This is a genomic window from Oscillospiraceae bacterium NTUH-002-81 (assembly GCA_032620915.1).
In the GTDB taxonomy this organism is placed as follows: domain Bacteria; phylum Bacillota; class Clostridia; order Lachnospirales; family Lachnospiraceae; genus JAGTTR01.
The window spans coordinates 2,357,940-2,372,160 of sequence record CP136052.1; the positions used below are offsets into that span (position 1 = coordinate 2,357,940).

General features: G+C 39.5%; 21 protein-coding genes, 1 tRNA gene and 1 pseudogene. All 23 read right to left on the bottom strand.

Translation table 11 applies throughout. The annotated features are described in order from the left end of the window. Nucleotides 1–2 precede the first annotated feature (2 nt). Complete coding sequence (locus RJD28_11595) at nt 3–176, bottom strand: DNA-binding protein (GenBank protein WNV56949.1); 174 nt, start codon at nt 174–176, stop codon at nt 3–5. 582 nt (nt 177–758) lie between these two features. Continuing rightward, nucleotides 759–1,325: a hypothetical protein gene (locus RJD28_11600; protein ID WNV56950.1), complete on the bottom strand. Its 567-nt coding sequence runs from the start codon at nt 1,323–1,325 to the stop codon at nt 759–761. A 20-nt stretch (nt 1,326–1,345) separates the two neighbouring features. Continuing rightward, the gene (locus tag RJD28_11605) at nt 1,346–1,624 is read right to left on the bottom strand and encodes a helix-turn-helix transcriptional regulator (GenBank protein WNV56951.1); all 279 of its coding nucleotides are present in this window, start codon (nt 1,622–1,624) and stop codon (nt 1,346–1,348) included. Nucleotides 1,625–1,742: 118 nt separating this feature from the next. Then, complete coding sequence (locus RJD28_11610; protein WNV56952.1) at nt 1,743–1,985, bottom strand: hypothetical protein; 243 nt, start codon at nt 1,983–1,985, stop codon at nt 1,743–1,745. A gap of 19 nt (nt 1,986–2,004) precedes the next feature. After that, nucleotides 2,005–2,406, bottom strand: coding sequence for a hypothetical protein (locus RJD28_11615; protein ID WNV56953.1), 402 nt, complete (start codon nt 2,404–2,406; stop codon nt 2,005–2,007). Nucleotides 2,407–2,436: 30 nt separating this feature from the next. Further along, on the bottom strand, nt 2,437–3,150 hold the full coding sequence (locus RJD28_11620) for a metallophosphoesterase (protein WNV56954.1): 714 nt from the start codon (nt 3,148–3,150) through the stop codon (nt 2,437–2,439). Nucleotides 3,151–3,155: 5 nt separating this feature from the next. Next, nucleotides 3,156–3,338, bottom strand: a complete 183-nt coding sequence (locus RJD28_11625; protein ID WNV56955.1) for a hypothetical protein — start codon at nt 3,336–3,338, stop codon at nt 3,156–3,158. A gap of 296 nt (nt 3,339–3,634) precedes the next feature. Next, nucleotides 3,635–3,707: transfer RNA gene (locus tag RJD28_11630), tRNA-Thr, on the bottom strand. Nucleotides 3,708–3,844: 137 nt separating this feature from the next. Then, nucleotides 3,845–4,471 carry a hypothetical protein gene (locus RJD28_11635; GenBank protein WNV56956.1) on the bottom strand — a complete coding sequence of 209 codons (627 nt, stop codon included), beginning with the start codon at nt 4,469–4,471 and terminating at the stop codon, nt 3,845–3,847. Between the two features lie 110 nt (nt 4,472–4,581). Continuing rightward, the gene (locus RJD28_11640; protein ID WNV56957.1) at nt 4,582–4,872 is read right to left on the bottom strand and encodes a hypothetical protein; all 291 of its coding nucleotides are present in this window, start codon (nt 4,870–4,872) and stop codon (nt 4,582–4,584) included. Nucleotides 4,873–4,907: 35 nt separating this feature from the next. Continuing rightward, on the bottom strand, nt 4,908–4,985 hold the full coding sequence (locus tag RJD28_11645; protein ID WNV59614.1) for a hypothetical protein: 78 nt from the start codon (nt 4,983–4,985) through the stop codon (nt 4,908–4,910). Nucleotides 4,986–5,046: 61 nt separating this feature from the next. Beyond that, entirely contained in the window at nt 5,047–6,795 is a 1,749-nt protein-coding gene (locus RJD28_11650) for an AAA family ATPase (protein ID WNV56958.1), read from the bottom strand. Nucleotides 6,796–7,041: 246 nt separating this feature from the next. Then, nucleotides 7,042–7,899 carry a glycoside hydrolase family 172 protein gene (locus RJD28_11655; GenBank protein WNV56959.1) on the bottom strand — a complete coding sequence of 286 codons (858 nt, stop codon included), beginning with the start codon at nt 7,897–7,899 and terminating at the stop codon, nt 7,042–7,044. Nucleotides 7,900–8,195: 296 nt separating this feature from the next. Beyond that, on the bottom strand, nt 8,196–8,345 hold the full coding sequence (locus RJD28_11660) for a hypothetical protein (protein WNV59615.1): 150 nt from the start codon (nt 8,343–8,345) through the stop codon (nt 8,196–8,198). A 1,019-nt stretch (nt 8,346–9,364) separates the two neighbouring features. Next, nucleotides 9,365–9,760 (bottom strand): annotated as a pseudogene (locus tag RJD28_11665) (Fic family protein). Nucleotides 9,761–9,841: 81 nt separating this feature from the next. Next, nucleotides 9,842–10,234: a pyridoxamine 5'-phosphate oxidase family protein gene (locus RJD28_11670; protein ID WNV56960.1), complete on the bottom strand. Its 393-nt coding sequence runs from the start codon at nt 10,232–10,234 to the stop codon at nt 9,842–9,844. Between the two features lie 45 nt (nt 10,235–10,279). Beyond that, nucleotides 10,280–10,798 carry a hypothetical protein gene (locus RJD28_11675; GenBank protein ID WNV56961.1) on the bottom strand — a complete coding sequence of 173 codons (519 nt, stop codon included), beginning with the start codon at nt 10,796–10,798 and terminating at the stop codon, nt 10,280–10,282. Then, on the bottom strand, nt 10,788–11,204 hold the full coding sequence (locus tag RJD28_11680; protein WNV56962.1) for a hypothetical protein: 417 nt from the start codon (nt 11,202–11,204) through the stop codon (nt 10,788–10,790). The genes RJD28_11675 and RJD28_11680 overlap by 11 nt, the downstream gene beginning before the upstream one ends. A 209-nt stretch (nt 11,205–11,413) precedes the next feature. Beyond that, the gene (locus tag RJD28_11685; protein ID WNV56963.1) at nt 11,414–12,208 is read right to left on the bottom strand and encodes an SDR family oxidoreductase; all 795 of its coding nucleotides are present in this window, start codon (nt 12,206–12,208) and stop codon (nt 11,414–11,416) included. 129 nt (nt 12,209–12,337) lie between these two features. Further along, the gene (locus RJD28_11690; GenBank protein ID WNV56964.1) at nt 12,338–12,922 is read right to left on the bottom strand and encodes an SOS response-associated peptidase family protein; all 585 of its coding nucleotides are present in this window, start codon (nt 12,920–12,922) and stop codon (nt 12,338–12,340) included. A gap of 8 nt (nt 12,923–12,930) precedes the next feature. Then, a complete protein-coding gene (locus RJD28_11695; protein WNV56965.1) occupies nt 12,931–13,251 on the bottom strand; it encodes a nucleotide pyrophosphohydrolase in 321 nt (106 codons plus the stop codon). Between the two features lie 129 nt (nt 13,252–13,380). Beyond that, nucleotides 13,381–13,791, bottom strand: a complete 411-nt coding sequence (locus RJD28_11700) for a peptide deformylase (protein ID WNV56966.1) — start codon at nt 13,789–13,791, stop codon at nt 13,381–13,383. After that, complete coding sequence (locus tag RJD28_11705; GenBank protein WNV56967.1) at nt 13,769–14,191, bottom strand: DUF4186 domain-containing protein; 423 nt, start codon at nt 14,189–14,191, stop codon at nt 13,769–13,771. Before RJD28_11705 ends, RJD28_11700 begins: the two co-directional genes overlap by 23 nt. Nucleotides 14,192–14,221: the final 30 nt, after the last annotated feature.

Below are 14,221 nucleotides of genomic sequence, written 5' to 3' on the forward strand. Positions count from 1 at the left end.
AATTAATCCTTCTTTGCTTTACGTGGATCCTGAGGCTTTACAGCATCAGATGGTAAAAACCATCTATTTCCAACTAATTCAGCTCCTGGAACACGGCCTTCTTTACATAAAATAGCTACACGTCTTTGGCTTATTCCCCATTCCTTCGCTTTTTCAGATGATGGTACAAAATTCATATGTATCCTCCATAATAAATACGACACTACATCACTTTTAGTATATTCCTAACCGCGAATAGTTTCAATTAATTTTTATTCTGTTTGGCGAATAGTTTTCTATATGTTGACAGCATGAACCCGCAACTGTGCTTGAAGGCAATAGAAAAGGCCCCGATTATAGGTAATCCCTCTCAATCAGAGCCTTCGGTAGAACAGCCTAGCACAGCCGCCCCTGCTGTAAACATATTTATTTAGCTAATGCAATCCACCCCCACCATTCTTCTAATTCAGTTTGAACTAGCATAAATATTGTGACTGGTCACTTATCCAATATTACTAGTATGGGTTCTATCAATTTCACATAAAAATAACTGTGGAAAATCCAAAGACTTTCCACAGTTTTGTGTTTAGAACCGAACCTCCACACGCAGTTTCCTGCAGGTTTTCTACAATGCAACTGTTAAGAAATCATGCTTTCTGATGTTATTCACGTTAAACAAAAACTGATAACAAATAACGAATAACAAATATACCTTAACAATGAACACGAACCTCCTGGATCAACTATCAATCTCATGAAGCCTTGTACGGATATTTCATTTAGATGTCTACTTCAAACTGTACCGTTTGATTATATTTATCAAGTGCCATTTGCATTTCCATAATCGACTTAGACACAAGTTCATACTCGTTTTTAACTAGTTCCAAATCGTAATTAATGTATCTATACTCAGGAACCGAATTACGGGACATATAAGAACGTTGTTCTTCTCTGGATTTAGGCAATCGTTTACGCATTACGTCTAATACCGTTTTTCTTCTATTCAGCTGTGCCATCTTAATAAGAATGCTATCTATACTCATTGTTACATCACCTACTAGAACCTTTGCGTTTGCATTAGTTACATTAAGTTCATGCTTTATAATAGCAATCTTCTCATCTAGCGCAGCAATTGTCGTTGCGACCTCGACATAATCATAATCAGGAACAACTGGCTCCTCATTAATTGCCGCAACATATGTGCAGGCCTCTTCCTCCTTGTTCAGCCAGAAAGCCTTATCCTCTTCCAAACTCTTAAGCATTTTATTTGCATATGCTGATGTCATTGTTTGCATATCTTTTCTCCTCTCTACTTTTCCTGATTTCTCCTGTTCTGATATCAGCATAAAGCCTTCCGCTAAGTTTGTCACTGTACTAATAGTTTAAAGGAAAATCCCCATAAACGAACAATATCCCCGTCAATGACGAGGATATCTTCTATGCTGGTGTGCAGTAATCTGCTTAAGATTACAAAATTGTCTAAGCTCGGTAATGATCTACCTGAAATCCATTTGTAGACTGCTTGTGGATTTTCAAATCCCATAGCATTCTGCACGTCTTTCACGGTATAACCGTTTTCCACGAGCAGTTTCTTAATCTGTCTTCCTGTTTCTTTTTGCAGGACCTGCAAATACATTGGTTCCATCTCTTTGTACCTCCGTAATTTTCTTCCATCCCGAATCACAAGTTTACCTGTAGATGATTAGTATAACGGATTCTATTACTAATTGCATTAAACTTTTGGTTTAAGATTTACTAATAACTCAATCCCACAGGTCATAGAAATATTGTTTAAGCATATCTATAGCTTCATCCTTACACTTTCTTCTATATTCTTCCAAACGCTTTTCTTCTTCGCGATATTTATCGGAAATCTCTTTATACTCAGGCAACTCATCCATAAAATGAATTGTTCCTCCGCCACTGCGCTTTCTATTTTCCTCTAATTCTTTCTCAGTTTGAAGTTTATTTCCAAATAATCCAAATCGTTCCGTAAATTCATCCATTGCTTTGGAATGCGCTTCATCAAATGGATTCTTTTTGTGAGCATGTATCTTTCTCCGCTTCTCGCCATAAAAATATCATTTTGTCTAGAATGCAATTCCACTCCTCATGGCAGGTATCATTTACAAGAATTCCATTTTCATTGTTATAGTTTTCTCCCAAATATCCTGGTGAACCCGTTCTTGTATCTTTCAGTGTTTGCAGCATATCCGGAATAAGCGTCTGAAGAAAAGAAAACATCTCCCAAACATCACAATCACAATAGCCCCTTGTAATACGCTGTTTACTCCACTTTACGCATTTAAAAAAATGTTTTATTTTTGCCAAGATTTTGCTTTTCTTTCCGAGACCTGACATAGCAAAATCATATTTATTCCATATATTCATTGGGTCTCTTACTTCATAGCTTTTGCTTCTTCTCATTCCAATCCATCACTTTCTATTTTTCAAAGCTTATTGATAATCTAGTTTTCTATGTAGAAACTCCTCTATATCCTCAAACATTATCTGAACCTTATCTCTTACCCTTGATGTATGATAATGCCCAGCATACCACCATTTGTAATCCAGCTTCTTTTCAATCTCTCCGAGCCACAGCTCTGTTGATTCATCCACTGTACTCTGATCAATCATTGAAAGAAACAAATCCACCGGTCGATAATCATACGGAACAGTATGTGATAGGACCACATCAACATTCCAGTCATTATTACTAAGTTGCTTTTCTACATACGCTTTTATCTCATCTGACGGTTGCTCATCTTCAAACCAATTGTAGCCTTTGCTTAACCTATAAAATTTATCAACACTATATGCCCCACCAATTACAATTGTTTTCATGCCCGCTATATCATATATTTCTCCATCCTTTGCAAAGAGAATATTGGGATATGCTTCTTCAACCCATACTTTTCCGCCATTCCACTCCTGCAGCTTGTATTCTACAATAGTTGTTGGTCTTCGCTCATGATTTCCATGAATACAGAATAACGTAATCGGTAGACTTGCTACTTTTTCTTTGTTCCTTCTGTCCCTGGAATCTCCATAATAATTTAGGCCCACATCACCTAATATAATCATGATATCTTCTTGGGAAGTCTCCATTCTTTCACAGAATCGAACTATGCGGTTCATATCACCATGAGTATCTCCTGTTATGTAAATCATAGCTTTCACCTTCTATTCTTCTCCCAATCTTGAATTCTCTCTAGCATAATGTCATCCTCCACATAGAACAATTGATTTTCTGGCACAATGTTACAAACCAACTGTCCAAATCTTAAATCCGGATATTTTTCCCATAATTTCCTGAATTCATCAAGCATTGGCTCTATTCTACTGATTTCTCTTGCCATTTCTTAATTCCTCCCTAAATCATCCCTAACTTAAAATGGAGCCATAGCTTACGCCATGACTCCACCATTAAATATTTGCCCACATTGCAGCCATGTGGATATTCCTCAGTCAACTGGCTTAACACTTTAACCATCTTCATGGATTTCAGCATATCTCTATGCCTAAATCAATGTTTTTATTTTACCTAAAACAATTCAATCATTTAAAAGTTTACAATTCACAATTAAATGTTCAAATAAGACACAAAACCGTTAAAATTGGAGATGATTATCAGTCATCGCTGTTAAACCAATGTTTTCAAAGATAGGATTCGAACCTACAACTTCACGATTACAAATCATGTGCGCTACCCATTGCGCTACTTTGTATATTGGTAACCCAATTTTCGCTGAATTGGTATACTTATCTTGTAACGTAACCCTGTTACGGGAAGCCAGATTTAGGATTTTCGCAATGCAGGCAAATACTTTATGCTATTTCAATCAAAGTAGTCGCATTAGACACTTTAATCTGAGTATCTAATTCCTTTAAAAGTGTATTGTTCTTTTTCCTCCAGGCTCTCTATCTTTTTCTTGATATCAAGCGGATCCACAAGTTCTGTTGTGTTTTCCTTCACATATGCATCCACGACTCCAAGAGGCTTATCGTCTTTTGTTTTACTGTCTTTTCCGAGAATGCTAAGGCGCATGCTCTCAGCAGTATTCTGAAGCTGACTGTTCTTAAGATCACATGTGCGCACACGCTCGTTATACTCATCCTGCATTTTAGACTTAAGGATTCCTTCAAAATCAGCTTCTCCATCGTACGTTCCTAGTCCACGAAGTCTGCTTCGAAGCGAAATAGCTCCAGCAACTGTGAATTTTCCATATGATGTTGTGATTTCTGTTTCAGCATTGGATGCAACAATAGCTGCATCAATTTTCTGGAATCGTTCAATCAAATCAACAATCTGCTGATATGCCGACTCCGCTTCTTTCGCATATTCATCCTTGCCAATGCGCTTTGAATATACTTTATCCTCATTTGGCTTTATGGTATCCACAAAACTTGCTTTGTCAATTTTATCTGATATCTTCTTTACTAGTAGGTCTCTTTCGTCAAGAGCCTGTGTTACTAACATCTTTTCACTCATAAAAAATCCCCCCTTAAAATTATCTCTTAATATAATTCTAAGGGAGGATTCATGTAATGTCATTGAACTTGTAGTTCAAAAATTATGCTGCATTTAATTCTCTCATTTTCTTATAGTAGGTATAAACTCTTCTCTCCTGATCCGTAAGACATGCATCCATTTGACTTTTTGTTCTTCCAGCATTTCCGCAAACAATTGAATCCATAGGAACTTGAAGCATTTTTGCTAATTGCATACAGATTATCGACTGTTGGCATACTAACGCCATCCAACCATCGATAAACACTCTGCACACATCCAAACCCTAAATATTCTTGAATATCTTTTGGTTTTACTCCTCTCATATCCATAATTCTTCGAAGATTAACACCTGTTTCTTTTTTATTAATTGTTGGAAACATACTATCGCCTCCTTTGCACTAAATTCTTGTTCTACTCAGTTCTTACACATACTTTCTTCCCCCGAAAAAGCAATTCCAAACTTCAAGATTTCCGTAATTCCATCCTCTTTCATTTCAGAATCGTATCGCAACTCACCAATTTGCTTTAATGCTTCATTAGACCATTTTTCAAGCTCAACATCGCTTAATTTTTTCTTTCCACTTTAATTCCAAAATAATACCAGGATACCTTTTTTCTCTTGGAATTAAAGAAACATCAAATCTGCCATCTCCAGATTCTCGGTTCGATTTAATCTTATACTGATTATCCATTAATGCTATTAATCCTAGCATCAAACCATGATAAAATCCTTCAGCTCCACCATCGAAGAAGCTAATTGATTTATCCATATATTCCCCAATAGCGCTCTGCAACTTCTTGTAATCATTGGCATAAAGACTTTCTGCAATCTTATTTGCTGTAGTCCTTGTAATTGCTCCAGTTTGCAAGAAATGTGACAAGATTTCACTCTTATATACAGCTGCAATCTCTCTATTTGGAATTGATACTTCACATAAATATGAACCATCTGCTTGCAGTTCCTTTTTAGGAGTTTTCAAATAGCCAGCAACCAACAATAAGCTATAAATATTTGCTGGATCCTCCGCAAGCGATCTATACACCACATTTTGATCAATTCTTGCAACTACTCTTTCTCCTTGCAAAAGGTCATATAATCTTTCTGTAATATCATCTGTAGCCACTCTTAGTACATCATCAAGGATTTCATTTTTTCCTGTATTTACCCAATATGCTTGAGGAAGGCATCCCTTGGAAATATAGTTGATTACAGACCATGGATTATATATTTCTTCGCTACCAAACAAATATCCATCGTACCAGTCTTTAAGTTCCTCCTCTTTATCTGATACTCCATAGTAACTGAGCATTGCTTTCACTTCAGATTCTGTAAATCCAAAAAAGCTATCGTATTCTTCATCCATTACGGAGTTCACTGTTAAATTATTTAGACCACTAAAGATACTTTCCTGAGCAATACGCAAAATTCCTGTTAGGAAACCATAGGATAAATTCTTATTATCCTTAAATGCTCCTGAAAAGAAATTTCTCATGAATCCAATAATTTCATCGTAGAAATCCTTAGAGTATCCCTCTTGAATCGGAGTATCATATTCATCAATAATGATTACTGGAGCCTTATCATAATGTGAAGCAAGCATTTTAGATAGTCTTTCTAGCGAAGAAGTAAGCTCCACTTCATTAGCTGTAGCGCTAATAATCTTTGTAAAATACTCCTTCTCATATTGTGAGAGCTTATCACTATTTAGTAGCTCTTGATGTCTTCCATACTCTTCTTGAAGTAGTCCCCTTATTTTATCTATTGTTGCGTCCCAAGTATCAAATTTAACATCCTTAAAAGTTAAGAATATGACTGGATATTTTCCTTGATGTGAACGATACTCTTCTCCACATTGCCAAATATTTTTATCGACAAAATACTTACTAGTATTCTTATCTGATATTTCAAAGAACACTCTGAGCATATCCATATTCAAGGTCTTTCCGAATCTCCTTGGTCTCGTAAACAAAGATACCAATGGCTTTTGATCCAAGAATTCTTTGATTAATAACGTCTTGTCGACATAGTAATATTCTTCTTGCGCACGAACATAGTCAGAGATGCCGATTGGTAATGATTTAACTTCTGCTTTCGCAACCATATTTTTCTTGATGTATTTTCCATTAGACACTCTTCCATCCATTGGCTTTGGAGAGTCGTCTGGAATTAACCAATATCCTTTTTCTTTTATTGCACCCTGTATTCTTCCTTTTTTGCACATATCATTTACGGAACGTGGAGAAACATTCCACTCTAAAGCCTTTTCTTTACAAGTTTTCATATATATATCAGCTCCTGTCATTCGCAATATTATTCCTCATCTTACACAAATTATACCTCAGTAAAACGTAAAAAGTCAAATCAATTCGATATTTTGCGTTTAATTATTGCGTTTGCTTAATGTTTTGCGTCTTGTATTTTTCGGCACTTTTATTTTGGTTTTTTCAGTCCACAAACTTGTTTGTAGCATATTACTCAGACAAGTTTAACTCCACTGAAAAAGGACCAGCCCAGCTGATCCTCTCCCTCTATCTCCAATCTGGTTCTATTATCTCATACACATCTCTGCATCTGTCGGCAGTGGCATCAGCGGTGCGGACGGCAGGGTCTGATACCAATAAGCAACACTGGTGTAATCATCGTAACGCGGTCCGGTCCAGCCCATGTTGTCGAGTGTCATACGAAACTTATTCTCAAAACGGATCGGGTCTGCAATATGGAAATGATACAGCAGGAATCTCTGCTGTCCGTTATAGAATTCCCGGTTGTCTCCATAGATTGCATACATGCCGGTATATAAGCCGCTGAAGGTCTGATAGCTCTTGATGATGATGTCATTTCCAAATCCATAGGAACCGCCGAAGTAGTCTTCAGTTCCGGTATAGTGGATAGACGGATACGGATCATCGTCCAGATACATGCGGGCTTCGCCTTCTACCCAACAGGTATTGTTGCCATTCATACCAGTTGCCAGAGTCACACCAACAAATTGTCCCCTACCTTCGATTCCGTCAACGATTGTGTAGGTACGACCCTTCTGAACCGGGTGCTCTTGGCGATAGGTGGCATGGAAATAACCAGCCTCCGCCGGAATCTCCTGATAAGCTCCGGTGATAATATAATAGAGATTTTCATCCTTGTCACCACGGTTTTCCATCGTGATCCGAGCTCTCTTATGGAACGGCATCTCAAAATAGCTGTTATAGCCGCGACCAGGAGCTACCAGCATCATGGCAGAATTCAACACCGGATATTTGCCATCCCTGTCCACGAAATTTTCATCATAGGCACATCCGAAGAATGCAGAGAGCGGAGCTTCCACAGACGGATATTCCTGATCATCCCAATACATACGGATGATAAAATGGTGCCCTAAATATCCGGTAAACCACATATGCTGGATCACACCCGGTCCTGCAGCATCTACCAGAGTTACGGTTTCCCCCTGCAGGAATCGTCACGGTCGGACGAAGCTTGGTGCAGTCACCGCCCTGGGAACCACCTGCGCGTACACCGGTTGGATTCTCTGCGGAAAATGCAAACGTTTTGGAGTTCTGGATCATACAATAGTTGTTCATATTCTTCTCCTCTCTGATCAAACCTGGATCATCTGAAATTATTGCTTACTACGCTATCGCGTTTCTCTATTCACTATAAATTCACTATAACATTTATCTCCCATGAAGTGACGGAATTACAGAATCATTCCGTCTGCGCCTTCTCATTTTCTTCCCGGATAATCTCCTTTAATTCTTTTCGCATCACATCCAGTGGAGCCTTCTGTCCGGTCCATAATTCGATCTGAGCAGCCCTCTGGAACTGGACATACCAAGACCATTCAGGATTTTGCAGCCCTTCTTCTCAGCATTTTTCAGGAATGCGGTCTTGGACGGGTTGTAGCAGGCATCAAAATAAAACTGTCCTGGCCTGATTAGTTCAAATCTTTGTATATGGTTTTTTGTATTGCCCGTGGTTTTGTGTTCTGTCACCGTATTGAAGGTTTTTCGGCTTTCTTAAGTGACTCCCTTGTAATCTTTTTCATATCAAGGAATGGCAGCCCGGATGATGCGTCTGCTCGACAATCTCCAATACAAGGCCGCCATCAATCGGCATATTCATCATGACGCATATAAGGTGCTGGCGGTTCTCATCCCCGATAGCATTCAGCAGCTTCCGACATTTTTTAAATTCCGCCTCCAGTTTATGGACCTCCTTTATTCAAGCGCTTAAACTGATTATACCATAAATCTATGAACAAAGTTTATCTGTAAAGAAAATTGATACAGAGTTTTTCAAAATCGGTCCATCTGCACCAAAGCATCCTGCCAGCATTTCTCTCCTCCCCGCAGGAACTTCTTTCACCACAAATCATATTCATTTTTATCGAGGACAGTCCGGTTAACAAATTCCAACCCGAAAGCTTTGCTTTTAGGTTGTCGCGGTACACTCGCGCAAAATAGGGGTACAATGGGGGTACAAATACCATTCTCATTCCCCAAAATCCTTGATTTTAAGGCATTTCAGGCAAAAGTACAGTTTCTGCCGTGGCAGATGAACAGTATTTTTATCATACCCTTAAAACTCCTTAAAATGCTTATTTTTGCCGTATTTTCGGCACTTACAACAATTTTTCAACAGTACTATGGCAGTGCTTTTGTACACTTTTTCAGGCTTATTTTGGCATAACTTTGCATAACTTTTCCTTCGTTTGGGCTAAAATTTGGGCTAAATTCTAATTTTTAGCCCACGACTTTTTTCATCTCTTTCAGGGCGTAAAGAGCTTTACTATGAATTTCTAATGAATCAGCCTTATATAAATATCCAGCTGCTTTTCTTCTAATTCTGCAATCAATTCTGTAAATGGTTGCTATAAATGGATGAATACTCACAAACTCCGCATGTGTCCAAGCCGCATATGCAATAGGATCCATGCCTTCCTTTTTCCATGTAAGATCTGCATAAAAATTCTTAATCTGCACATACATGTCATTGCCAGCAAGCGGCGTATGTCCTGCCCCACTGATCCTGACCGCCTGATTGCGATACACGCCACCAACCATAATGTTCTCTGTCAGAATTGCATGGATATCTTTTACAATATGTTCATCCAGTACTTTTTCTTCGGCAATACACGTTTTCACATATCGATATGCCCTTTTATGGTTGACAACTTCGTAAACTTCCCGCAACTGTTTTCCGCCAATGGGAACCCCATCTTCCAGGACAACTTTCGTTTCCATCCGTGTCAACGTATTTCCCTCTATAGCGGGTAGTTTATATTTCGCACGTTTCCGTTTCTCTGTTCAAAGAAACGGAAACGCACTCAACTGGGGCTATCCGACCCACAATCAAAATATTACAACTTCCGGTTCATGTGTAAATGCAGAAAATGTTGCGGTTGCATTTTTGAAATAGAATACCTCCGTGTTGCCATCATCTGCAGAATACATTTTCTGCAAGGAGGGATATGCATCCAGCATGGACTGTCTCGCTTCTCTGCAATCATCTTCCACAAGTTCCCCCGCCACGCGAAGCCACTCACCGTCTTTGAATGCACAGATTTCCACCTTTGGATTGGCATGGATCTGTTTTGATACGTCCTTCACCTTTCCGGTCTGAATATACAGTTTTCCTTCAAAACGATGAATAGTTCCGAAGGGTCTTACTCTTGGCTGATCCCCTTCTACAGTTGCCAGATAATAAATTTCTGCCTCTTTCAAAAATTTTTCTACTCGTTCCATGATGAAATCCTCCTGTTCTTTATATTTCATTATTTACTCTTTTAATCATTGGCAATTTACATAATTCAGGAAATCATTTCTCAACTCTCTTTTTAATCGATAATACTCTTCCTCCGACAAATGCAAAATATGCTGGATATCATAATCCTCTTCTCTTGCACACATCAATCTCAAAATGGCGTATTTTAAGGACCCCAATCGCTTTGCATAATCCCAAAGCACAATACTATTCTCAAAATTCCCTGTTTTTCCCGGAAAAAATATACCTATTTCTTCTTCCGTTCCTGGTATTCTTTGATTTAAAGACATTCTGCTTTCCAGGCTTATCTTTTCATTTCTTATCCTTTTCAGGTCAGCAAACTTTTCCTTTACATTTGTTTGCACATAGTCCCAATAGTCTACATCCCCTATATCGTACTGGTACTTTTCTTTCCCATCTAAATACACAATCCACCCCTCTCCGATACATTCACTTTCTTCTAAAGTCCCACCCCACAGTAAGTATAATTCGTATAAAAAGCGGCTAACCTGTTTTTCCTCATACACAGAAAGATTATTTTTCATTTTTTCTTCTCCCCTTTATCAGTTTTGGACATTCTGCCACTTCCTGTAAAATTCCTACCCAGGATTGTAATTTTTCATTCCATTCAACCTGATAAGATGCGGGAATTTTATATCCTTTCCTTCTCAATCCTTCCACATAATTTCTGAATTTTTTTCTCCCGTTTTTCAGATATTTAAAAGCCCCCTGTGCATCCGGATGCAATGCCAGTATTTTCATGTCATCCGTTGCATAAAAAGCAACTTTCCATTCGTTTCCCAGCTTTTCAGACATCTGTTTCCTTAATTCCGCTCCCAACGAAATAGTCCCACTGGCTAAAGCATTAATTTTCATCGTACCTGACTGTTTTTCATCTGGAATCCACACATTCATCTCCGATAAATCAAGCTCAATTTCACTACCTCTCATATAACATCCTCCATAATATAATTTTTCTCAATTATATTTCTTATAGAGAAGCTTTTCCATTCGCAATATAACAGATATTTTAATTAAATATTTGTTTACTATACGCATAGAATTTATATGTGAAATTATTCTATTGTAAAAGGTTAGGATATGATAAGACGCTCGCATCCCTCCATTTCTATCGCTCCCTTTCTATCTCTCCCTTTCAGCTACTTCGTTTCCCCGTTTTTGAATCTCCACGCCATGTCACAGTCCTGCACGGCAAATTTTCCGCCGGTGATCTCAATATCGCAGCCTGTGATGAAGCTGGCACATTCGGAAGAAAGGAACACAAGGGGCTTTGCCAGATCCTCCGGCTTTCCCAAGCGTTTCAGCGAAATATCTTTTGTAAATTTTTCCCGGTAATCCGCCACAATTCCCGCATTGATCTCCGTCTCGATCATGCCCGGAATGTACGCGATCACCCGGATGCCATAAGGCGCCAGCGCCGCTGCCGTACTTCTGGTGAGACTGGAAACTGCCGATTTTGACGCCGCATAGATGACGCTGTTTGCATGAGGAATCAGTCTGGCATAACTGGATGCATTCAGGATCACACCGCCGCCCGACTTCTTCATATATTCCGCGGCAATCTGCGTGCCATGAAATACGCCCTCCAGATTGATTTTCATCACTCTGTCCCAGTCCTCCTGCGTAAACTTCGAAAATTCCTTTACACAGTCCACTCCTGCATTGTTTACCCAGATATCCAGATGACCAAATTTTTCAAATACTCTGGCTGCATAACTTTCCAGTCCCTTTGTATCTGTGATATCCAGCTGTTCATAATAAATCTCATAACCTGCCGCCCGGCACTCCTGCGCAAATTTTTCCAGGACCGTCAGGCGTCGGCCAAAGGTACACACCTGTACCCCTTCCTTTAAATATTCCAATGCCAGTGCTTTGCCGATCCCCGTACCGCCGCCGGAAATCACCGCAACCTTTCCTGTAAGATTCAGTTCCATAAAACATCCCCCTTATCTGTTTTCTCCTGCTAACACCATCTGCATTATTTTTTGAAAGATTGTGCAAACCTTTCATCATCCTCCACTGTCCGTTTCTTTAAACCTTTTATTTTATATGGTACTTTTCCGTTATGAAAATAAGCTCTGCTGTTCATAATCCGTATGACGCTCTAACATACTCGGCATCTGATGCAAAATCATCTCCATTTTACGATCATCAAACCAGTCCATCAGCAGCCCTTTTTCCAGAATCAACGGCATCCGGTCATGTACTTTTATCATGGATCCGTTGGCTGCTGTCGTCAGGATCACGAATCTTCTTTCATTTTCAAACCAGTCGTAAAATCCCGCCATATACAATATCGATGCATCAGGCTTTGTGAAAGAACTTTTCTCCTTCATACGATTCCATTCATAAAATCCACTCGCCGGAATCAATACCCTGTGATGCAAAATTCCATTCCGAAAAGATGGCTTGTCCAGCACAGACTCCACCCGTGCATTGATCACCAGATTCTTGCCCTTTGCCAGAGGATATCCCCACTTGCAGAGACTGATCTGCAAACCGGATTGCTTCATTTCCAGAACAGGCACAGTATCTGTCGGCCGGATATCGGCTGAAAAATGCTGCTGTAAAATCTGCGAATTCGTACCTGGTACTTCTTTTTCGATTTCAATCATCATGTCTGAATCAATATAATATCTGCTACACATACTATCCTCTACAGCTGATCGTATTTTGCTGCGTTTCCCTTTGCTTTTTCTACCGGATATTTTGCTTCATTCTGAGACATTTTCATATTCACGATCTCATCTGCATCCAATCCCAGCTTGTCCAACAGATTTTGACTGTACACCATGACATCTGCCAGCTCTTCTTTCACATGCTGCAAGTCATATTCCGTATCCGACCACTGAAAACATTCCAGCAGTTCTGCTGCTTCAATGACAATCGACTTTGCCAGATTGGCAGGAGAATGAAACTGATCCCAGTCACGGTCTTCGGTAAATTTTCTGATTCTGTCTATCGTTTTCTGTTTCAAGGCAATCCCTTCTTTCTGTTTTTTCGATTCCGACAATCCAATCTATGTATCTCTTTCATTATTTATAGTATCTCTTCTTTATCCACAAACAGCGATAAAACTATTCCTTCTATATCATACAATTTTCTGTCAAATTACTATCCCTCTGCAATGATCCACCTCATGCTGGATGATCTGCGCTGTCCATCCGGCATATTTTCCATGCTGTTTTCTGAAATTCTGATCCAGATAGTCTACTTCAATTTCTTTATATCTCGTACACGGTCTGACACCTTCCAGAGAAAAGCAGCCCTCTTCTGTCTGGTACTCTCCTGATTTTCCTGTGATCACCGGATTGATCATAACAAATTGAAATGGCCCCACTGCCACCACAATGATGTTTTTATGGATGCCGATCATGTTGGCTGCCATACCGACACACCGATCCAGATTCGTTTTCAGCGTGTCCAGAAGATCCGTTACCACCTGTTTATCTGCCTCTGTTGCGTCCACAGATTTCTTGGAGAGGAATACAGGATCATGTATGATTTTCTTTACCATGTATATCGTCCTCGCTTCCATTAATATTGTTTATATTATCTTCCAGTTCTTTCTCAATCCATGTCATGATGACATCCACCAGGTATTCCTGCTGAATCGCGCTCAATTCCCGCCCGGGCTGCAGCTTATGCCACTTCCGAATGCATTCCCGGCAGCAGGTTGCCGTGGCGTGCTGGGCAATGAATACCGGATGTCCCCGCATGGGCGTCTGCTTTCCGTCGTTGGGAATATATGCCGGTGCTTCCCGTTTTGCAATAAAATCCCGGGCATGTTCCCGGATAACATCCAGTCCCTTTTCCTGTATATAGGCAATGTCCTTTTCTTTCAGGTGAAAGCTGCTCCTGAATTTGGATGCTTCCAGATGCGTGAAAAGCTGTTCATACCACTCTTCTTTTGTCATGCTGTATCACCCTTTCTGATACCTGGCAAC